Origin of the sequence: Desulfobulbus rhabdoformis, assembly GCF_016919065.1 — a bacterium.
GTDB classification, from domain to species: Bacteria; Desulfobacterota; Desulfobulbia; order Desulfobulbales; family Desulfobulbaceae; genus Desulfobulbus; species Desulfobulbus rhabdoformis.
Genome location: NZ_JAFFQA010000004.1, coordinates 130,640 through 152,329, shown reverse-complemented (window position 1 = coordinate 152,329; position 21,690 = coordinate 130,640). Strand labels below are relative to the sequence as shown.

General features: G+C 52.9%; 17 protein-coding genes. 9 read left to right on the top strand and 8 right to left on the bottom strand.

Features of this window, described 5'->3' with window-relative positions:
* Positions 1-97: 97 nt before the first annotated feature.
* Positions 98-1,012: a rhomboid family intramembrane serine protease gene (locus JWJ90_RS03465; protein WP_205225802.1), complete on the bottom strand. Its 915-nt coding sequence runs from the start codon at positions 1,010-1,012 to the stop codon at positions 98-100.
* A gap of 207 nt (positions 1,013-1,219) precedes the next feature.
* On the opposite strand from JWJ90_RS03465, the gene JWJ90_RS03460 reads away from it, so the two are divergent.
* Entirely contained in the window at positions 1,220-2,155 is a 936-nt protein-coding gene (locus JWJ90_RS03460; RefSeq protein ID WP_205225801.1) for a Tim44 domain-containing protein, read from the top strand.
* 75 nt (positions 2,156-2,230) lie between these two features.
* On the opposite strand, the gene JWJ90_RS03455 is transcribed toward JWJ90_RS03460, so the two are convergent.
* Positions 2,231-2,617 (bottom strand): RidA family protein, encoded by a 387-nt coding sequence (locus JWJ90_RS03455; protein WP_205225800.1) that lies wholly within the window; start codon positions 2,615-2,617, stop codon positions 2,231-2,233.
* Between the two features lie 277 nt (positions 2,618-2,894).
* On the opposite strand from JWJ90_RS03455, the gene JWJ90_RS03450 reads away from it, so the two are divergent.
* Positions 2,895-3,878: a class II fructose-bisphosphate aldolase gene (locus JWJ90_RS03450; RefSeq protein WP_205225799.1), complete on the top strand. Its 984-nt coding sequence runs from the start codon at positions 2,895-2,897 to the stop codon at positions 3,876-3,878.
* A 215-nt stretch (positions 3,879-4,093) separates the two neighbouring features.
* Positions 4,094-4,630, top strand: coding sequence for an oligoribonuclease (gene orn, locus JWJ90_RS03445; RefSeq protein ID WP_205225798.1), 537 nt, complete (start codon positions 4,094-4,096; stop codon positions 4,628-4,630).
* Between the two features lie 247 nt (positions 4,631-4,877).
* Here the strand turns inward: orn and JWJ90_RS03440 are convergent, their stop codons facing one another.
* From JWJ90_RS03440 to JWJ90_RS03430, 3 genes are all read right to left on the bottom strand, one after another.
* Positions 4,878-7,373, bottom strand: coding sequence for a glycogen/starch/alpha-glucan phosphorylase (locus JWJ90_RS03440; protein WP_205225797.1), 2,496 nt, complete (start codon positions 7,371-7,373; stop codon positions 4,878-4,880).
* A 302-nt stretch (positions 7,374-7,675) separates the two neighbouring features.
* Positions 7,676-9,139 carry a GTPase/DUF3482 domain-containing protein gene (locus JWJ90_RS03435; protein ID WP_205225796.1) on the bottom strand — a complete coding sequence of 488 codons (1,464 nt, stop codon included), beginning with the start codon at positions 9,137-9,139 and terminating at the stop codon, positions 7,676-7,678.
* A complete protein-coding gene (locus tag JWJ90_RS03430) occupies positions 9,136-10,809 on the bottom strand; it encodes a DUF2868 domain-containing protein (RefSeq protein WP_205225795.1) in 1,674 nt (557 codons plus the stop codon). Before JWJ90_RS03430 ends, JWJ90_RS03435 begins: the two co-directional genes overlap by 4 nt.
* Positions 10,810-11,028: 219 nt before the next feature.
* Between JWJ90_RS03430 and JWJ90_RS03425 the strand changes: the two genes are divergently transcribed.
* Together JWJ90_RS03425 and JWJ90_RS03420 are read left to right on the top strand one after the other, a co-directional pair.
* Complete coding sequence (locus tag JWJ90_RS03425; RefSeq protein WP_205225794.1) at positions 11,029-11,727, top strand: AzlC family ABC transporter permease; 699 nt, start codon at positions 11,029-11,031, stop codon at positions 11,725-11,727.
* Positions 11,724-12,044 (top strand): AzlD domain-containing protein, encoded by a 321-nt coding sequence (locus JWJ90_RS03420; RefSeq protein WP_205225793.1) that lies wholly within the window; start codon positions 11,724-11,726, stop codon positions 12,042-12,044. Before JWJ90_RS03425 ends, JWJ90_RS03420 begins: the two co-directional genes overlap by 4 nt.
* Positions 12,045-12,131: 87 nt before the next feature.
* On the opposite strand, the gene JWJ90_RS03415 is transcribed toward JWJ90_RS03420, so the two are convergent.
* The 3 genes from JWJ90_RS03415 to JWJ90_RS03405 all read right to left on the bottom strand — a co-directional run bounded on the left by JWJ90_RS03415 (position 12,132) and on the right by JWJ90_RS03405 (position 15,563).
* Complete coding sequence (locus tag JWJ90_RS03415) at positions 12,132-13,193, bottom strand: adenylate/guanylate cyclase domain-containing protein (protein ID WP_205225792.1); 1,062 nt, start codon at positions 13,191-13,193, stop codon at positions 12,132-12,134.
* A 14-nt stretch (positions 13,194-13,207) separates the two neighbouring features.
* Positions 13,208-14,299: a chorismate synthase gene (aroC, locus tag JWJ90_RS03410; RefSeq protein ID WP_205225791.1), complete on the bottom strand. Its 1,092-nt coding sequence runs from the start codon at positions 14,297-14,299 to the stop codon at positions 13,208-13,210.
* A 238-nt stretch (positions 14,300-14,537) separates the two neighbouring features.
* Entirely contained in the window at positions 14,538-15,563 is a 1,026-nt protein-coding gene (locus JWJ90_RS03405; protein ID WP_205225790.1) for an NAD-dependent epimerase/dehydratase family protein, read from the bottom strand.
* Between the two features lie 125 nt (positions 15,564-15,688).
* Between JWJ90_RS03405 and dinB the strand changes: the two genes are divergently transcribed.
* The 4 genes from dinB to JWJ90_RS03385 all read left to right on the top strand — a co-directional run bounded on the left by dinB (position 15,689) and on the right by JWJ90_RS03385 (position 21,545).
* Positions 15,689-16,795, top strand: coding sequence for a DNA polymerase IV (gene dinB, locus JWJ90_RS03400; protein WP_205225789.1), 1,107 nt, complete (start codon positions 15,689-15,691; stop codon positions 16,793-16,795).
* A gap of 184 nt (positions 16,796-16,979) precedes the next feature.
* The gene (locus tag JWJ90_RS03395; protein WP_205225788.1) at positions 16,980-18,098 is read left to right on the top strand and encodes a transporter substrate-binding domain-containing protein; all 1,119 of its coding nucleotides are present in this window, start codon (positions 16,980-16,982) and stop codon (positions 18,096-18,098) included.
* Positions 18,099-18,138: 40 nt separating this feature from the next.
* The gene (locus JWJ90_RS03390) at positions 18,139-20,043 is read left to right on the top strand and encodes a cation:proton antiporter (protein WP_205225787.1); all 1,905 of its coding nucleotides are present in this window, start codon (positions 18,139-18,141) and stop codon (positions 20,041-20,043) included.
* A gap of 482 nt (positions 20,044-20,525) precedes the next feature.
* The gene (locus tag JWJ90_RS03385) at positions 20,526-21,545 is read left to right on the top strand and encodes an alpha-hydroxy-acid oxidizing protein (RefSeq protein ID WP_205225786.1); all 1,020 of its coding nucleotides are present in this window, start codon (positions 20,526-20,528) and stop codon (positions 21,543-21,545) included.
* The last annotated feature ends 145 nt before the right edge of the window (positions 21,546-21,690 follow it).

The window sequence follows — 21,690 nt, the reverse complement described above, 5'->3', positions numbered from 1 at the left end:
TTTCCCGGATAATCGTCAAACAAGATCGGAAAATGATTCCGTTTTTTAAGCAGATCAACGAGAATTGCCTCTTTTCTTGCCCTACTTAGCCCAGCAATCAAGACAAGACGTTCAGGAAAAATTCGGGCGGATAAAATGCGCACCACCAGGCTAGGACAACCAGAGACAGGGATGTTACCAAAAAAAACCGCTGCCGAGATTTAGGCCGGCACCAGCGGACAAGTGGGGTTCCACCGGAAATAATCCCAGCGACAACACCGACCAAAAAACCAAAAAAATGAGCACCAAGGTCGGTTCGCTCGCCCTCTGTTCCCAGCAGGGCAAGCAGAGACAGCCCTGCCCCAAACGGCAGGAGGACATCACGCCACAACGATTTCTTTTTTTGAAACATCCGCAGGCCAGAGAGCAGGCCAACCACGGCAAAAACCGCTGTAGAAAAGCCCACGGACAGGTGTGCAGACTGACGCAATATCACGTTGCACCAATTGCCGGCCACGCCGCAGGCAATCAACAACATCCAGGCCAGACCATAGCCAATGACACGGCTTAACAGGTGCACCAGCACCCCACCTAAAAGACAATTCCCCAGCAGGTGCCTTGCATCGGCATGCAGGGTGAGTCCGGTGACCAGGCGCCACCACTCCCCCTGGCGGACGGCCGTTGCATCCACCGCCCCATGCACAAACCAGGGAGACTGGTTTTTCCACTCCCCGGTGAATACATAAAAAATCGCCAGCCCTCCCATGAGCAAAACAGTGGGTGGCATCAGGGGATGCTGCTCAACTTTTTTTGGGGCAGGAGGCCAATTTTGGTTTTCATCCTGGTACAGCCTGATTTGCTTCTCAGCCTCTGCAGCCTGCAACCTGTCAACCCAGAGGAGTTGTTGCTCGGAATCCAGTATATAGGCTATAGAGCGCGCCTCCAAAACAAGGATCAACGCTTCCAAGTCACCTCTTTCTCCCTGAGCAAGGAGATGTAATTGTTCCGGACTTTGCTGCGTAGGAAAAATCATGAACAATCAAACACCAGAGACTGGTTGAAGAACGGATTTGCTTGACAACGAGGGGAAAATTCTTACCCTAGACAAAATTGTCGTTTTTATAGCCCATTGCAAAAAGGCTTGAGACTTCCCTGCCAACAATCAACAATCGTGACAATGCAGTGCCGTGCTGGAATGCCGGAGCTGTTTAACCAACAATGTAGCTATGGATACCTAAAAATGCTTGCATTACTCAAACGTAGTCTCCCCTTTATGGCCATCTTTATGGCCCTGACCCTGGTAGGCGCAGCTGTGGTGCCGGACCATGCGGATGCGCGATCCCGGTCCGGAGGACGCTCGTTCAGCAAACCCACGTATCGCTCAACCCCAAAATCTACCCCCAGCCAAAACTACAATCAACGCACCAACCGATCCGGCAGTTTCGGCCGCGGTCTCATGGGCGGACTGCTCGGAGGTGCCTTGGGCGGACTGCTCTTTGGCAGTATGTTTGGAGCTGGCGGCAGCGGTATGGGCATTCTCCCGCTTATCATTTTAGGCGTGATCGGCTATTTCCTCTACAAACGCTTTGTCAACAGGCCAACGTCCTCAAGCTCCTCGGGCTACCAGCCTCCACCCAACTCCATGTTTCAGGGCGGAGGCAACTCTATGGGCGGCAGCTCTGTCCCGCCGGTTCCCCCCGTCCCCCCGGCACCAGGGCCCATGACTGCCGAAGAAGGGATGGCTGAAATCCGCCAGACTGATCCCGGATTTGATGAAAACCATTTTCTCGAGGTGGCCTCAGATGTCTTCTTCAAAATTCAGGCGGGATGGATGCGTCGGGAAATCGACACGTTCCGTCATTTACTTGGCAGCCAGTTGGCCTCGGAGTATGAGGGCCATTTTGCCGAGATGAAAGCCAAGGGCCAGATTAACAAACTCGAATCCATTGCCATTCGTCGCGTTGAAATTGTCGAGGCGGGCAGCCAGAACGGAGAGGACTTTGTCACCGTGCTCTTTACAGCCAACCTGCTCGACTACACGGTCGATGATAAGAGTGGTAACCTGATTGAAGGCAATATGACCGAACCAGTCAAGTTTGCCGAGAAATGGACCTGGGCCCGCCCGGTCCGCACCGAAAGCTGGAAACTCGAAGGCATTGAGGTGGTAGAGGGCTAAATCCCTCCCCCTTCAGCGCAAGAACCGCCTTCCACACTCTGGAAGGCGGTTTTTTTGTAGACTGGCTGTAACTGCTTACGATTTAAGCTCAAAAACCGCCTCTATCTCAAGGGCTGCCCCTAGAGGCAAGGCGGCAACACCGATAGCACTGCGAGCCGGATAGGGCTCTTCAAAATATGTTGAGTAGACTGCATTGACCTCTTGAAAACTGGTCATATCCGTCAAAAACACTGTGACCTTTACCGCATGTGAGAGAGCCGTTCCTCCTGCCTGGGCAACAGCGGACAGGTTTTTTAACACCTGATGGGTATGGGTCGCGATATCCGCCTGCGGAATAGTCCCAGTCTGAGGATCAATTGGTATAACCCCAGAGGTAAAAAGCAAGCCGTCAATAGCTACAGCCTGCGAATAGGGGCCAACTGCTGCGGGGGCTTTATCAGTTTGCACGGGAGTCTTAGCCATGGGGTGCTCCTATAAATAATAATTTCATCTTTGCTCTATCCTCTTTTGAGACTAGCAAATGATCAAGGAAATTCTTCACAAGCCTGATTTTCCTTGCCCTTCTTATGATGAACATTACATACTCCTAGTATGATATTTTATTTATGTGATTGCTCCTTTGCTTTAGGGGGCTGATCCTTTTCGCCTTGTATTCGTGCGCATTTCTTTCTTAATCCTTCATTTCAAGCTCCGTTATTTTATTTTCTATCAAGCTTCCCCTCTTTTAAAGGAGTAAGGCATGAAAAAAATTCACTATACAGAACTCGGACTGGTAAACACCAAAGCCATGTTCCTCCAGGCCATGGACGAGCAGTTTGCCGTACCTGCCTATAACTTCAACAATATGGAACAGCTCCAAGCCATTGTTACAGGTTGTGCAAAATCTGCATCACCGGTTATTCTCCAGGTCTCAGGCAGTGCTCGCAAATACATTGGCACCGCTTTTCTCCCTCACATGGCCGCAGCGGCTGTGGACCTTGCTCAGGAAGAGGGACTTGCAGTCCCCATCGCCCTCCACTTGGACCACGGTAGCAGCTTTGAGCTGGCCAAGGAATGCATTGACTCGGGCTTTTCCTCGGTGATGATTGATGCTTCACATCACTCGTTTGAAGAAAATGCAGCCATGACCCGGCAGGTAGTGGAATACGCCCATGACCACGAGGTCACAGTGGAGGCCGAGTTGGGGGTCCTAGCCGGGATTGAGGATGAAGTGAGCGCCGAGCACTCTTCGTACACCCGCCCGGAAGAAGTAGAGCGATTCCTGGAACAAACCGGTGTCGATTCGCTCGCCATCTCCATAGGTACCTCTCATGGTGCCTACAAGTTTAAGCTTAAACCGGGTGAAGAACCACCTCCCCTCCGTTTTGACATTCTCGAGGAAATTGAAAAACGGGTACCTGGTTTTCCCATCGTTCTCCATGGAGCCTCTTCGGTGACCCAGTCGCATGTGGCGCTGATTAATCAGTTTGGTGGTCAGATGGACAACACCGCCGGTATTCCCGAAGAGCAACTGCGAAAAGCGGCAGCCTCTGCTGTCTGCAAGGTCAATATTGATAGCGACGGCCGTCTGGCTATGACTGCGATCATTCGCCAGGTCTTTGCTGAAAAACCAGCAGAATTTGACCCCAGAAAATACCTCGGCCCTGCACGAGATGAGTTAATCACCATGGTGATGCATAAAAATAGGGCCGTCCTTGGCAGCGCTGGCCGCATTCAGTCCTGAACCGGGATTTCCGGGCCTATGGTGCATCCCCTTTCCCCTGTTTGGCATCACTGGCAGGGCGGACATATCTCGAACTCGAAACGAAATCAGGCAAAAAACGTTGAACTGGGCCACAAGCTGTGGTCCAGTATAGGAAGAAGCGATGCAAGATGACGGCTAACCCGAATTTCAACACAATGTTCATGAAAAATCTGGGCTAACCAAGGGAGCCGACGTTGGAAAACAGTAACCTTATCTGGATTGACCTGGAAATGACCGGGCTCAATCCCCTCTCCGACAGAATTCTTGAAGTGGCGACGGTAGTTACCGATTCGCAGCTGGAGATCCTTGCCGAAGGCCCGGTGATTGCCATTCATCAGCCAGAGGAGGTGCTGGGGGCCATGGATATGTGGAACAAAAAACAGCACCGGGAATCTGGGCTCATTGAACGGGTGCGGCAAAGTACGTACGACTGCCGCCGAGCTGAAAAGGAATCCCTGGCCTTTATCCAGGCATGGGTAGACCACCGTGTTTCTCCCATGTGCGGCAACTCTGTCTGGCATGATCGCCGATTTCTGGTTCGTTATATGCCAGAACTTGAGGCTTATTTTCATTACCGCAACATCGATGTTTCCACGCTGAAAGAGCTCGCTGTACGCTGGGCTCCTGACCTTCCTCAATTCACCAAAGCATGCCGCCACCTGGCGCAGGAAGATATACGGGAATCCATTGCCGAGCTTAAACACTACGGTCAATGGTTCATAAAAAAATAACCTGAGGGTGTCTTGAATAATTAGATTTTTCAATCAAGGCCAGGTAAGCGTAGACTCCGAGGATTGCGCAAAATTTTACCGCAGGCATATACATGATATCGGAGTCTTCGCTTACCTCCGAGGATAAAATTTTAAGCATGACGAGGTAAGCGCCAGACTCCGCGGGATTGGCAGAAAAAGCAATTATTCAAGATTCCCCTGAACCTGCCACGCACAGGTTCAGGTGAGCATCAAACCTTGTTCAGGTTTATTTTTCAGGGCCTACGTGTACGCCCCAGATCTCCTCAGCATACTCTTTGATCGTTCGATCGCTGGAAAACTTGCCCATGCGAGCCACATTTAAAATGGAACGTTTCACCCAGGTCTTCTCATCGGCATAAACCTGGCCCACCGTTTTCTGGCACTGGAGATAGGCCTCCAGGTCAAGAAGCAGCAGGTAGGGGTCGTTCTCACTCATAAGATCCTCAACAAGCGGCTGAAACAGCTCACTGTTGCCGTGGCTAAAGGCGCCATTTCGGATGGTATCAATAATTGCACGCACCTCTTCATTTTGTTCATAGATCTGCCAGGGCTTGCGAGATTTGCATTTTTTCTCGTACTCAGCCTCCTCGGCGGTCATCCCAAAAATAAAAATATTCTCCTCGCCCACTTCTTCACGAATTTCAATATTGGCCCCATCAAGGGTGCCGATAGTGAGCGCCCCGTTCAGGGCAAACTTCATATTGCCCGTCCCGGAAGCTTCAGTTCCAGCGGTGGAGATCTGCTCCGAAAGATCGGCAGCTGGCATGATGCGTTCCGCCAGGGATACACAGTAATTGGGAATAAAGGCGACCTTGAGTTTATCCCCTACCCGTGGGTCGTGATTGATCACCGAGGCGACCGAGGTAATCAGCTTAATGATTAACTTGGCCTTGTGATACGAGGGCGCTGCCTTTCCGGCAAAGATAACCGTCCGAGGTATAACCGTTTCCTCGGGTTGGGTAATGATGCGTTGATAAAGATGAATCACATGAAGCACGTTGAGCAGCTGCCGTTTGTACTCATGAATCCGTTTCACCTGAATGTCAAACATGGTGTCGGGATTCACCGTTACCTTGCAGTTGTTCCTGATGATCTTGGCCAGCCACTGTTTATTGACCAGCTTCACCTCCTGCCAGCGACGTCTGAAATCGGCATCATCCACCCATTTTTCCAGCTCGCGCAACCGGTCCAAGTCCACCACCCAGTCATGACCGATCTTATCGCTAATCAGTTCGGCAAGACCGGGGTTACTTTTTAGCAACCAACGCCTTGGGGTGATGCCATTGGTTTTTGAATTAATCCGCTGGGGATACATCTCGTGGAAGTTGCGAAAGAGATTATTTTTCAAGAGTTCGGTATGCAGCGCAGCCACACCGTTCACCGAATGACTGCCCACAATCGCTAGATTGGCCATGCGGACCCGGCGAATCGGCCCTTCGGCGATCAGTGACATTTCCTCAATTTTTCGGGCATTTCCTGGATAGGCCCTGGCCACCTCTTCCAAGAAACGGCGATTAATCTCAAAAATTATCTCCAAATGGCGTGGCAGAACATGGCCCAGCATATCAACCGGCCAGGTCTCCAGAGCCTCGGGCATGAGGGTATGGTTGGTGTAAGCAAAGGTGCGAACGCAGATATCCCAGGCCTGCTCCCAGCCCAAGCCTTCGTAATCCATCAACACCCGCATCAACTCAGGGATGGCAATGGCCGGGTGGGTATCATTGAGCTGGACGGCAACCTGATTGGGAAAATCGTGAAAGGTTTCGTTTTCTTTCCGATAACGGCGCAGGATATCCTGAAAGGTGGCGGCAACGAAAAAGTACTGCTGTTTCAGGCGTAACTCCTGGCCTTCACTGATATCATCACTGGGATACAGCACTTTGGAGATGGTTTCCGACTTGACCTTCCCCTCAACGGCGTTGATGTAATCCCCTACGTTGAAAAAACGCAGGTCCAGCTCGCGTGAGGCCTTGGCCCGCCAGAGGCGCATATTGATTACATGGTCGTTGCCAAAACCCGGCACGAGCATATCACAGGCCATGGCCATGACGATCTCTGTGTCGACCCAGCGGGCACGGTAACGGCCATGCTCATCGGTGGTGGAGGTGACATGCCCATAAAACTTCACCGGATACATAAAGCTGGTTCGCTCATACATCCAGGGGGAGCCCAGGCGCAGCCAGGAGTCGGGTGTCTCTACCTGATAGCCATCAACTATCTTTTGATGAAACAATCCAAAATCATAGCGGATACCATATCCATAGGCGGGTATCTTCATGGTGGCGATGGAATCCATGAAACAGGAGGCCAACCGTCCCAGACCACCGTTGCCTAGGGCTGCATCCTCCTCACAGTCCCGCAGGGTTTCCAGGTCATAGCCAAGTTGTTCCAAGGCCTGGGTAACCTCATCCATGAGCCCCATGTTGATAATGGCGTTGCCGAGCGAGCGGCCCACCAGAAACTCAAGCGAGAGGTAATAGACCCGCTTCATCTTCTCGGCATAGAAGGTCTTTTGGGTCTTGATCCATTTTTCCATGAGTACGTCGCGCAGCGCATAGGAAAGTGCGCGGTAGACATCAGGGTTCCCCGCCCGTTCCGGATCGCGGCCCTGAAAACTCATCAGGTGATGCTGGATACATTTTTTAAACTCTTCCACCCCTGTACCCTGAAAGATGGATGAGTAGGCGTGATTGTCGATCGAGGCTTCTGTTTGTCTATTCATACAACCTCCTGTGGACGACGATTCGAGCGAAATGAAATCAGATATATTCTATCGCAATTGACGAAGACAGCAAATGACTATTGGTAGGGAAAAACAGAGATATTCCAAACACCACCGTAAGCACGGAAGAGAAATGATGCCAGCACTCCAGTGCGAGATTGTGTGACCACAATGCCCTCCTCCCCCGCCGAGGCCCAGGCCAGAAACAAACAGGGAAAAGGCCGCTGCCCCAATTTCAGGGTAAAAAAAAAGCCCCGGTCGGAATTACCGGCCTGAGCCCTAAAAATGATCTTTTCCCCTCTTTACAAGTCCGATTGTTCGGGAAGAAGTGGTTGGCCTTTTGTTCCCACCCGGTCTTCGGCTATCTTTATAAACTGCTCGCGCAACAGATCCTGAAGGTCCACCGAACTCTCTTCAATCTCGCCTTCATTGCCTTTCAAAATGGCACGAAAAAACCGGTCACAAACCGCCCGCTCCTCACGGCTCCAGAGGCTGGTGAACCCCGCCTTACCACTGCCTGAATCCAGCATCATTTGACTTGTCTGCCCATAATCGCGACGGCCATGTGCCCAGTTGATCACATGGGAGTAAAACAGCAGACCACGATCGAGAAGAATGTAAAGCAGCTGTATATTATTGACTGGCCCCACCTGGAGGAGTTCTCCGCCCATCTTCACCCCGAGCACGCGGGACCCCGCCAGTAGATCTTTGCCTTTCAGGGCCGTTGCCCCGGCCCCGATCAGACCACCAATAGCGGAAAAAATCCCAAAGGAGATACCAACGGTGGCCGCATCAATCCCCACTCCCAAGGCAGCCCCACCAAGGGCTCCGGCAAGGATCACCTGCCGGTCGGTGAGCCCGAGAAACTTCCAAGTGCGATCACTGAAAAGGTCCGCCTCAAGAATCGACTGCGGCGGCAGTTTCAGGTTAAAGATATTGTGTTTGAACAACCCGCGCATATCCTGCTGGGCCTCTCGCTCCCGCTGGCTGACATACGCGGTATAATCGCTGTGCAACTCCCTGCGCTTATGCTCTTCATCTTCAGGTTTACAGGAGACAGCGCGGCGGTAACTGAGAATATCCTGCAGACAATCCGTGAGGATGGCTGCGGTCCGCTGACTCCGGATCTCCCAGTCTTCCTGAAAGGCTTCCACAACCTGGCGCAGGACAGGTTCCAATTCCTGATCAATGGATTTCAGGCTCTCGAGCAATTCAATTCTTTGCCGGTAATTGGCTCGGCATGAATTAAACACACGAACAGCATTAAAGTGTTTACGAAACTCACTTTGCCATTTCGCCAGATACTCCGAATCGTCTTCTTTGGAGTTGATCACGGCCATACGAGGGGCACCACTCAGGCGCAGTATCTCCATCTCCGCCCGATCAACCTTACGCAGGGGACGCGAACCATCCACCACAAAAATGACACCGGCTCCATCGATCAGAGGACGAAAGAGTTCACAGTCGTCGTGAAAATCCGGGTCATCCTCGTGTGCCTCTATAAAGGCGCTGAGCATTGCCTCCTCCGGCCCCTCATATTCCTGAAACCAGGCCAGAGCCTGACGGGGATTTTGGAATCCGGGAGTATCGGTGAAGCGGATAATTTCACGGCCATCAATACGTACCGGAAAAGACTGGCAGACGACTGTTTCACCGGGGATGGCGCTCACGCGAACGGAATCATCCTCCGCCAGGGTGGAAAGAACCGAGGATTTCCCCTCGTTAGGATGACCGATAATGGCAAATTCAACGGTGGTCGATTTCATGGCAGTATCAGAGGTTGCACAGCAAGATTCCCATCTCCCAAGGCCTGCATTTTCATCTGCCAGATACCAAGCTGGTTGGCATCCACAGAGGTGAGCATGGTCTGCGAGGCGGGTTTACCGATAAGGAGAATGGTGATGGGGAATTCGCGGCCCAGGAGCAGACGCAGTCCGCGAATACAATTTTCTGTTTCCTTCAATGGGGGCTGCCAGGCTTCAAAAAGAACAAAAAGTTCATCAAACCTGGCTGGATCAAGGTTCAGCGAGGCCACAGGCTCGGTCTCGTCATAGCCCTGCAGGCGCATCTTCAAATGCGGCTGTATCTGTGCAAGCTGCAGACGCAGTTCTTCCAGAGGACACTCCTCGTAGAGCTCATCGGGAATTATAACAACCCCCTGCTCCTGCATGCCCGAGTCTTGAGTCAAAACACCCTCTGCAAACGAAGATTCCAGAGGTTTCTCCAGCACCGTATCTTCGTCTTCCTGTTGAGGCGCTTGAGACGAGGAGATTTCACTATCGGCTGGGTCTGGCTGCACCGAGATTGTTTCCGGGGTGAAACGTTTTTTCTGCGAAGCGGGCTTTGGGGGCTGCACACCGCCTGTGTCTACACGGGGTGCTGTCATGCGCCGCAAAAGGGGGCGAAAGTTGAGCGAAGAAAAATTAAGCCCTTCCAGGGCCTGGCGTTGTCGTACCGAACCGATGAGCAGCAGCAGAAAACGGGGTAGCAAACCATACAGGGCAACACTGCAACAAAGAAAAGGCCACCAGGCAACCAAATTCGCAGAAGACAACTGACTGATGCCCTCTTTGAGAATCATCTGACTGCCCTGAATTTCTGCCAGACTGGGAACGGCCTGGGGGAGATACCAGGACCAGGGCAGCGCGATCCAGTGGACCACCTTAGCGACCAACTCCGGCGAGAGCTGAAGACTTGACTGCCAGGCAAAGGCCATGTCTGAGAAGATCACCTTGGACAGTGTTGCACCCAACACGCCCAGATTAAAGCCAATGCCTCCCAGTTGCACCAGGATAAAAGCCGGCCAGACAAGCAGTACCCCCAGTTCACGTCGCTGCCCTATCCCACCGATCAGGGCGGCAAGATCAAGGCGCTGCTTTCCAGACAGACGTCTGTGGACTCGACGTCGTGTTCGCTCCATAAAACGAACCATGGCACGTCCCAGGAGCATGTACAAGCTTGTTGCCTCCAGAGGCAGACGACGCACAAAACGGTAAAGCAACAAACAGGCCTGCACCAGCACCATAACCAACTGTGCAACCACGAACAGACCAAAGTACAGCGACACATTCAGCGGCGTGGTACCGGAATAGAGCAACAGGGATCCGGCGGCACCGGCCCCCATGAGAAGACCGATCACAACTACCAATGTTCGGGCCAGGATCGAGAGTTCCTGCCAGAGACTACCTGGCAAAGGCTCCCCCTCACCGCCTTTTTTTCGACGAAACTGCAGGCGGCGAATGGCAAGCCAACGACGTACCAGCACCTGGGGCGAAATTTCCTCGTGCTTCCGGAGCTGTGGCTGGATTTTCGTCAGATAGATAACCCGATCACGTTTGGCAAGGGCAGCCTCCCCTTCCTTTGTCTGCACCTCCTCGTCAAGTCGACAAAAAAAGTGCAAGTCGATCAGATCAGCAATATTCCAGAGACGACTCACAGGATAAACTCCAGTTGGTAGCGAGCCATAAGGGCCAACGAAAAAAAATTGTGTGAGGGAACCATCGTATCGTATAGAAAGAGGTTGTCGTCTCCTCTGCTTTCTTGAGGGAGCGACGTTGTGGGTCAGTTACACTTCAGAGGTTGGCTTCTCGGGGCAGCCGTAAAAACTTTTCATCACTAGCAAAAATTTTAAAACAGGACAAGGTAAAGCAGTAAGATGGCCCCTCTCCCGCCAAGCACACTTTTTCGTCATGGCCTGGCAGCCGCCTGGCCAATCTGCCTGGGATATTTCCCCATCGGCCTAGCCCTTGGTGTACTTGCACAGCAGACGGGGCTTCCCTGGTGGGCCATGGCCATGATGTCCATTCTTGTGTTTGCCGGCTCTGCGCAGTTTATCTGCGTGGCCATGCTGGCAAGCGGTGCTTCTTTTCCAGCCATTGTCTTCACCACTCTCATGGTCAACCTGCGCCACGCCCTTATGGGATCAGCTTTGGCTGTTCATCTGCAGGGGGTTGATCGCCGTTTTCTCGTTCTCTTTGCCTACGGCATCACCGATGAGAGCTTTGCCCTGAACATGGCCCGGTTCAGCAAGGGGGGATGGAGTCGCTGGTCTGCGCTCACCGCCAACCAACTGCCAAATCTGACCTGGATTGGGGCCACCACTGCAGGCGTTCTTGTCGGCCAGTTCACCCCCCAGGGCGCCTTTGGCATCGACTATGCTTTAAACGCCATGTTTCTCTGCCTGCTTGTTTACCAGCTCAAAAACTGGCTCTCTGTGATCACCGCTCTCATCGCCGCCCTGGTTGCCACCCTCTGGTATCTTTATATTCCAGGTGACTCCTACATTGTTGCCGCCGCAGTAATTGCCGCGACCTGCGGTTATCTGCTGAAACGTCGCCAGGAGGGCCACCAATGAGCTGGCAGGAGTATTGCCTGCTTTTTGCGGCCATGGGACTGGTGACCTATCTTCCCCGTTGCCTGCCGCTTATCTACCTGGCACACCGCCGACTGCCAAAGCCCCTGGTAGACTGGCTGAGCCTGATTCCTGCGGCAATCCTCAGTGCCCTCATCGCCCCGAGCCTGTTCACCAACAGCTCCACGCGCAGTCTTGAACTGGGAAAGCCTGAATTATGGGTGGCCATTCCCACCCTCTACTTTGCCTGGAAAACAAAAAACCTGGCTGGCACCGTGGTCCTGGGCATGGCTTTGTACTGGCTGGCAGGTTTCGTGTAATCCAAGCTCACGCCACCCCACCAAGAGTGGCAAAGAACACGTTCTCCGCCGCAAGGACAGCGCATCCTCTCTGTAGGTTCTCCGCTGTCAGGGATTCTGAACCCCTTCAAGAAAACAGATGGCTTGTGTCCCCTTTCCTTTCATCTCTACGGAGAGTGGACAGGAAAACCGAAATTCATCCTCCAGCCCCTTGCAAAAGGCCTGGGAGACATTAATCCGCATGGGCAGGGAGAGCGATTCGAGGCGGGCTGCGATATTGACAGTATCCCCGAAGATATCATAGATGTACTTTTTGGTACCGACTATTCCGCCTACCACGGGCCCTGCGTGGAGACCAATACGGATTTCCCAGGTTTGGGCACAATTCTGATTGCGCTCTTTAAGATAGCCAATCATATCAATGGCTACCAGTGCGGCTGCCCGAGAATGGTCCTTGCGTGGTTCGGGAATACCCGAGGCAAAGAGGTAGGCGTCACCAATGGTTTTCATCCGCTCGCATTGATACTTTTCCACAATGCGATCAAAGGCGGTAAAGAGTTCGTTCAGTTCACTAATGACAAAGGAAGAGTCCAGACTTGCGGCGGTCGCTGTAAACTGAACGATATCAACAAACCCCACCGTAACCTCAGAAAAGTACTGGGGGGTACAACTCCCCCGCTCCATCAACTCCTGGGCCACACGGGCTGGTAAAACATTGAGCAAGAGCGATTCGGACTTCTGTTTTTCAAGGACCAGTTGACGGTTATTCTCTGCGAGTTGCTTTTGCAGCTGCCTGATTTTAAGGTGGGTTGCAATCCGTGCCAGCACCTCTGATGGGTGAAAGGGTTTGGTGATATAATCCACCCCGCCAGCGCTGAAGCCACTGAGCTTATCGGCGGTGTTGTCCAGTGAAGAAATAAAAATAACCGGAATTTCGCAGTGCACCGGATCCTTTTTGAGGATTCGACACAGTGCCAGCCCATCAAGCTCCGGCATGACCACGTCAAGCAACAGAAGATCCGGCCGCTCATGGGCAAGCAGATCCAGCGCCTCCTTGCCATGATTGGCCACCAAGACCCGATAGCCCTGTTTGCTCAATAGCGCCTGCAACTGCCGTTGATTGATCGGTGAATCCTCAACAACAAGAATGGAGGCGCCTTGCTCGGTCACAATATTCCTTCCGGTTAGCGGCAAAGAGGCTGCCGTGCACGCTGCTGCAGGGCCATATCAATCAACACCAGGGATGCCATGGCCTCGACAATGGGCACCGCCCGAGGCACCACGCAGGGATCGTGCCGCCCCTTGGCGGCAAGCGTGACATGCTCACCATCAAAGTTTACGGTTTCCTGCTCCTGGCCGATGGTGGCCACCGGCTTAAAGCCGATACGAAAGACAATGGGTTCCCCATTGCTGATTCCCCCCTGAATGCCTCCGCTGTTGTTGGTGCGTGTGCCCAGCCGACCATCTTTCTGGACAAAGGGGTCATTGTGCTGGCTACCGCGCATGCGGGTACCGGCAAAACCTGAACCGATATCAAAGCCCTTGGTGGCAGGCAGGGACAACATGGCCTGGGCCAGACGGGCTTCAAGTTTGTCAAAGACCGGCTCACCCAAGCCAATAGGGACATTGCGGCAGACACAGGTCAAAATACCACCGATGGAATCCTTGGCTTCCAGTACCTCTTTGACCCGCTCCTCCATTTTGACAGCTGTTGGAGCGTCTGGGCAACGAATAATCTGGGCATCCACCTGTTCACGGCTGATGGTGGTCAGATCCATATCCGGGGCCTCGATATCCCCCACCGCACTGACCCAGGCAACGATCTCTGTCCCATAGGTTTCATGGAGCCACTTCTCGGCGATGGCACCGGCGGCAACACGGCCAATGGTCTCACGAGCACTGGAACGCCCGCCCCCACTTGAGGCCCGGGTTCCATATTTCATCTGATAGGTGAAGTCGGCGTGTGAAGGGCGCGGAATCTTGCTCATCTCCCCATAGTCCTGAGGCCGTTGATCCTTGTTGTTGACCAGCAGCATGATTGGGGTCCCCAGGGTCTTGCCAAACTCGGTCCCGGAGTAGATGGTCACCTGGTCGGCTTCCTGGCGGGGGGTGGAAAGATCACTCTGACCCGGACGGCGGCGTGAAAGCTGCTTTTGTATATCCGCCTCAACCAGCTCCATACCGGGGGGGCAGCCATCGACAATGGCGCCAACGCCCTTGCAGTGGGATTCGCCGAAGGTGCTGACTTTATAGAGGGTACCAAGGGTGCTGGACATCGAATGCTCCTTATCTTGTTCAGGGCGAGCCCTGTAAATAGACGATTAAATGGTGACGTTGAATGGGGGCGTAACCGCTCCGTGGACAGCGCTACTTAGTGTCTGTCCAGAAAGGAGGATTTTTGTTCAAGTTCAAGGCCTGCGCAAAATTTTTCCGCAGGCATATGAGTAATATTCCGAGGATAAAAATTTAAGCATAACGCAGAAATTGGGCAAAAAGACCGTTCCTGGATGGGCACTACTTGATATTGTCGATATACCAACGGGCAGCCTTGTCAAGCCCATCACGAACGGAAAAAGACGGTTGATAACCGATGAGCTCGCCAGCTTTGCCGATATTGGCCAGAGAATGACGCACATCGCCAGCACGAAAATCACGGTACACCGGCTTGGCCTTGGCCGCCTGCGGGCACTGCACTGCTACCCGTTCTTGAATCAGCTCGTAGAGGGTATTGAGTGTGGTGCGTTCCCCAAAAGCCACATTGTAGACATTGTTGGCCGCTTCGTCACCGGCTGTGGCCGCCATAATATTTGCCTGGACACAGTTTTCTATAAAACAGAAATCGCGGCTGGTCTCTCCGTCTCCATTTATATAGACGGGCTCATCTTTCAGGAGACTGGCAAACCATTTTGGGATAACCGCAGCATAGGCCCCATCGGGATCCTGTCGCTGACCAAAAATATTGAAATAGCGCAGACCGATGGTCTTAAAGTCATAGGTGCGGGCAAAAACGCTGGCGTAAAGTTCATTGACCAGCTTGGTCACCGCGTAGGGCGAGAGCGGATTACCGATCTTCTCCTCGACCTTGGGCAAATCTGGGTGATCACCATAGGTTGAACTTGAGGCTGCATAGACCATACGCCGCACACCGGCATCCCGGGCAGCGACCAGCATATTGAGAAACCCGTCTATATTATTTGCGTTGGTGGTCTGTGGATCCTCTATGGAGCGGGGGACAGAGCCGAGTGCTGCCTGATGGAGCACATAATCCACCCCTGTGCAGGCCTTATGGCAGTCGGCAGGCTCACGAATATCCCCCCGAATGAAGCAAAAACGCGCCCAAGCCTCCTGGTCGACACGGCTTTCAACCTCATCCAGATTATGCTGATAGCCGGTCGAGAAGTTATCCAGGCCCACCACATTCTGACCAAGAGAGAGTAAATTTTCCAGTAAATTCGAGCCGATAAAGCCGGCGACACCGGTTATCAGCCAGGTGGCAGGCTGCTGGGCGAGCTGCTGCCGCCGCTCAGTATAGAGATGCATTGTCTGTTTTCCTTGATAAGGATCTGGTGTACTGTGGTGGAATCAATCGGATTTGAGTCGGATAATAGCCTTGCAAGCCTTTAGCGTCAATGGCGATAAATGCCCAGGTCTTTCCTTGTACGATCATGCCACCTCTTCGTAAAATCATTCATATCGACATGGATGCATTTTTTGCTTCGGTCGAACAACTCGACACCCCAGTGCTGCGTGGTCGTCCGGTTATTGTCGGGGGCAAACCACAGAGCCGTGGCGTGGTGGCGGCCTGCTCCTATGAGGCCAGGGCCTTTGGCATTCATTCCGCCATGCCCTGCGTGCGCGCCTACCAGCTCTGTCCCCAGGCGGTCTTTATCCGCCCGCGTATGGATCGCTACAGGGAAATTTCCAGAAAGATCATGGCCCTTTTCCATCGCTACACCGAACTTGTGGAACAACTTTCTGTGGATGAGGCTTTCTTGGATGTCACGGAAAATTCTCTTGGCCAGCCATCGGCTACCCGCATCGCCCAGATGATCCGTGCCGATATCAAGGCCACCTTGCACCTGACAGCGTCAGCTGGCGTCTCCTACAACAAATTCCTCGCTAAAATCGCCTCTGGCCATAATAAACCCGACGGAATGACCGTCATTCCTCCGGAGCGTGCTCGGGATTTCATCGCAGCCCTGCCCATTGGCAAATTTTACGGGGTGGGGAAGGTCACAGAGAAAAAAATGCAGGCCCAGGGGGTTCGTACCGGGGAGGATTTACTCCGCTTCTCCCAAAACCAGTTGCAGCATCTCTTTGGCAAATCTGGACTTTTTTTCTATGACATTGTTCGAGGCATCGATCTGCGCCCGGTCGAACCTGTACGTGAGCGTAAATCCATCGGCACGGAAACGACCCTGGCTGAAGACATTGACAATAATGCTGAAATCACAGATCTCCTCTTTGGGCTGATAACCAAGGTGGCTCAGATCCTGGCGGACAAAGAAACCGGTGGCCGTACCCTGACCTTAAAAGTGCGTTACTCCGATTTCACCACGATCACGCGTTCGGCCACTACTCCTCAGGGATTTTTTAGCGCAAGCGATATGCTCACCCAACTTCCCCGACTCCTGGCTGCCACCGAGGCGGGACAACGTAAAATCCGCCTTCTGGGGATCACTGTTTCCAACCTCTGCAGAGAAAATGAAACCTCTCGTTTGCGTATGCATCAACTCCCCTTGCCTTTTCCCCGGCCGACATCACCAGAATAACTTCCACATATTCAGCTTCCGAGGCCATGGCATTTTCGAAAATGGAAAGAGGCTTGCTCTTGCGGCTACTTTTTTGTAATCATTTTCCTGCGGTTCACATGGTTTATTGACTCTGGAAAAATTAGACACCTCCCTCGGTGCGACAGCCGCCTTCTGTCCCCGCCACCTCTACCCAGGAAAGGATATGTCTTGTTCAAGCACTGTACGTTGCCGTCAACGATGGACTCTGGGAAGCCTGATACTGGTTGTCGTCTTTGTCCTGCAGGCTCTTCAGCCAATTAACATGGCCGCCGCCTCCGAAATACGTGTTGGCATCCGCGATATCAAGCCCTTTATCTTTCTGGAGCCCAACCAAGAGCCAACGGGGTTTGCCATTGACCTGTGGAAAACCATTGCTATGGATCTAGAACTTCCCTATCGCTTTGTCGTCAGCGATGGCATTGCCAACACCCTTGAAGATATGCGCAAGCGCACCATTGATGTGGCCATTGGCGCTATCACTATTACCGAAAAGCGGGAGAGCCAGTTTGATTTTAGCCTCTCGCACTATCATACCGGTCTGGGGATCATGACTCCGGCAGAACCCAGCTATTCATTCACCGCCTTCTGGTCCTCTTTTTTTACTCGGGACCGGCTCATCAAGATCGGATCATTTTTAGGTTTTCTTCTCCTTACCGGCCATGTGATCTGGCTGGCCGAACGCCGCCACCAGCAATCTTTTAACCAGCGCTATCTCCCCGGAGTACTGGAGGGGGTGTACTGGTCCATGGTGACGGCCAGTACCGTTGGTTACGGGGACTACATTCCCAAAAGCAGAATCGGCAAACTGCTGGCCGTGATTATTATAGCCGTTTCCCTGCCCGTGTTTGCCGTTTTTGTTGCCAATATCTCCTCAGACATCACCATGCACGAGCTGCGTAGCTACATTGAAGGCCCTCAAGACCTGGAGGGGAAAAAAGTAGGTGTGGTGAGAGGCAGCACCAGTGAACAGTACATGGAGCGTGTACACCTTGGGAAATTGGTTCCCACCGCCAATGCGACAACCCTGTACCAACTTCTGGAAGAGGGCAAGCTTGCTGCAGTCGTGCATGACCTGCCCACCTTGCAATACCATGCGGCCACAGCGGGCAAGGGAAAGGTTAAACTCGTTGGCCAAATGTTTAACAAGCAGGACTATGCCTACCTCTTGCCGGAAAACAGTCGACTCAAAGAACACATTGACCGGACCCTGCTCAAAATCATAGAAGACGGAACCATGGACGCGTTGGTCAATAAATGGTTTGGCAGCGGTCAAAAGCAGTGAAAGCCCTGTTTCCAACGCGATCCCACCTGGAGAGTGCAATATGCACCACGAGAACCTCTTTTACATTATCGCCGGCCTCTTAACGGCAAGCACCCTCTGTCAGTGGTGTGCCTGGCGTGTACGTCTTCCGGCTATCATTTTTCTCCTGCTGACCGGCATCCTGGTCGGCCCGGTGCTGGGGGTGCTGAACCCAGAGCAACTTCTGGGTGAATTCCTCTTTCCCTTTATCTCGATCTCCGTTGCTGTCATTCTCTTTGAAGGCAGCCTGACCCTGCGCTTTAAGGATATCCTAGGTTTTGAGGCGGTGATCCGCAACATGGTCTCCTTTGGCATGCTGGTCACCTGGCTGATCACCTCCATCACCGCCCATTATGTGGTGGGACTGGGCTGGCAGATCTCCTTTCTCTTTGGCGCCATCACCGTGGTCACCGGTCCGACGGTTATCGCTCCCATCCTGCGGACGGTTCGTCCCTCGGCCAATGTGGCCAATATCCTGCAATGGGAGGGGATTGTGATTGACCCCATTGGGGCCGCGCTCTCTGTCTTGGTCTATGAATATATCATCAGTGCCTCAGCCGGTTCACCCTGGGGGCATACCCTGCTCTTCTTCCTGAAACTTCTCGTTGTGGGGACGGGTATTGGCATCGGGAGCGGCTACTTACTGGGACTCTCGTTGCGCGCCAACTGGATCCCCGATTTTTTACGCAATGTCGCTACCCTCTCGGTGGTCCTGGTCGCCTTTATTACTGCAAATGGCCTGCAACCAGAGGCGGGACTGGTGACGGTGACGGTGATGGGCATCTGGCTGGCCAACATGAAGGATGTGGATGTCAAAGGTATTATTGATTTTAAAGAATCCATCAGCCTGCTGCTTATCTCGCTGCTCTTTATTACCCTGGCAGCCCGGATTGACATCCAGGCACTTCTTGATCTGGGCTGGCGAGCCCTGGTGCTCTTTTTTGCCATTCAATTTCTTGCCCGACCGCTGAATATCCTTATCTCCGCCACTGGTTCCAAACTTTCCTGGCCCGAACGCCATTTTCTGGCCTGGATCGCCCCCAGGGGGATCATTGCGGCTGCGATCTCCGCCCTTTTCGCGGTCCAACTGGAAAAGGCCGGTTTCGCCGATGCCCATCTGCTGAGCCCACTGACCTTTTTTGTCATTATTGCCACTGTCCTTTTGCAGAGCACGACAGCGCGCATTCTGGCAACCTGGCTCAAGGTGGTGGAGCCCGAATCCAAAGGTTTTCTGATCGTAGGAGCCAACGATGTAGCCCGCGCTCTTGCCAAGGCGCTGACCCAAAATGGCGTCACCATCATGCTGGCGGATACGGTGCGCAGTAATGTAACCAAGGCAAAAATTGCTGGTTTAAAGTGTTATTTTGGCAATCCTTTTTCCGAACACGCTGGTCGTTATCTGCCGCTGACAGGTATCGGCCGAGTGCTTGCTCTCTCCTCCCATGAGACCATCAATATGGGGGCAGCCATGCATTATCGCAACGAACTCGGTGCAGAGCAGGTTTTTATCATTCAATCCAAATTACCCGAGCGGGTTTCCGACCGTGTTCGCCTGCCAATCCAGCGCCTCTCACGCACCCTCTTTGGCCGCAATATTACCTTTTCCTACTTAAGCTGGATCCTCTCCCACGGAGGCACGATCCACACCACCAGGCTCTCCAAACGCTTTAATTTTTATGATTTTCAAAAAAAACATACCGAGAGGGCCGTTCCACTTTTTGCCATTGATCCCAAGCAAGAAGCACATGTCTTCTGTGAAGAAGTAAGCATAGCGCCCCAAGAGGGGTGGACCATTATTTACCTCCGTCACGGAGATCGCCGCAGAAAACCACGCCCACGCAAACGTACGACCGTTCCTTTGGAACCCAGACGCGTCTGTACTCTGGAGAACCGGGTTGTGCCCTGCCCCCCCAACGAACTTTTTTAACCCGAATCTTTTCTGAACATTTTCCTGAATCCATGAGCATTCATCGATGTGTCAGCTTCGTTGTTTGTGACATACCGATTAAAGTACACTTTATCGGCGTGTTACAAACAATGAAGCGGGCGTACCGATGGATGCCCTAAGGGGCGGCGGGTAAAACTGAACAACAAATGAATTAGTTTATAAATATCCGTCTCATCAATAGGATACATTGTTCAATTACCACCCGCCGTCACGGATTCAGGATTTTGTCTCAATTAAAAAAAAGACGGGAAAGCAGGAAGCCGCAACGTCTGGATTGCTGAGGAATCCAAGCTAAAAAGGGTTGAAATACCCGAGGGCAAGGTGGTTGAATGGTTTCCGGTGCAGTTCGTTGGGCCTCTTTTCCAATGCGTAACAACCACGGACTGAACCAACTCTCTCTGCACATTTTTTTTACTCAGTTACTCCCAACCCAAGGGAGACAACTGGGAGGAGGTCAAATCATGGATATGAAAACCGTTCGTTCCCAGGCACGGGAACAGCTCAAAGGATATTGCCGGGTCTGCCCGGTTTGTGATGGCCGGGCCTGCGCAGGTGAGGTTCCGGGCATGGGCGGTGTGGGCACGGGCTCCGCCTTCAAGGCAAATATAGAAGCGCTGGCGGCAGTAAAGCTCAACATGCGCACGGTACATGGTGTTAAAGAGCCCAATATGCGCTGTACTCTCTGGGGCAAGACTTTGGAGATGCCAATTCTCGCCGCCCCTATCACCGGTTCCACGTATAACATGGGCGGCGAGATGAGCGAAGAAGACTTCATCACCGCCATGGTTGAGGGGGCATTAGAGGCTGGATCGCTCTCCATGACAGGTGACGGGGCTGATCCGACCATGTTTGACAGCGGCATCAAGGCAGGAGCTGCCAACAAAGGCTCCTCCATTGCCATTATCAAACCGCGGGAGCAGGAGGTGATTAAAAGCCATCTACAGACCGCCGAAGAAGCTGGCGTGCTGGCAGCTGGCATGGATATCGATGGAGCAGGTCTGGTCACCATGGCCATGAAAGGACAGCCAGTGGGCCCGAAAACCAAGGAAGAACTTGCCGAGGTGATCGCGGCCACCAAACTGCCTTTTATCCTCAAGGGAATCATGACCCCTGACGAGGCTGAAGCAGCAGTCGCGGCCGGAGCCGCTGCAATTGTCGTCTCCAACCACGGAGGCCGTGTGCTTGATTGCACCCCGGGTGCGGCCATCGTGCTGCCTGAAATCGCCAAACGAGTAAAAGGCAAGGCGATCATCTTTATCGATGGCGGCGTACGCAGTGGTGCCGATGTGCTCAAATTGCTGGCCCTTGGAGCGGATGCAGTCCTGGTTGGACGCCCCTTAATCATCGCCGCCTTTGGCGGTGGCCGCGACGGCGTTGCCATGTACCTTAAGCAGATGCAGAACGAACTGCTCCAGGCCATGCTACTCACAGGCTGTGCGGACGTAAGAAATGTCTCCTCGGAGATTGTTTATACAGACTAATTGATTGGACCTGATGCCTGAATCCGTGACGGCGTGTGTTCGCTAAACAGTATATCAACTCGAATAAACAAGGATTCAGGGCTAATCATACAGGGTGATTACTGAAATCTGAGAGGATAACCGGTTGTTTCGCTTACGGTGCGGG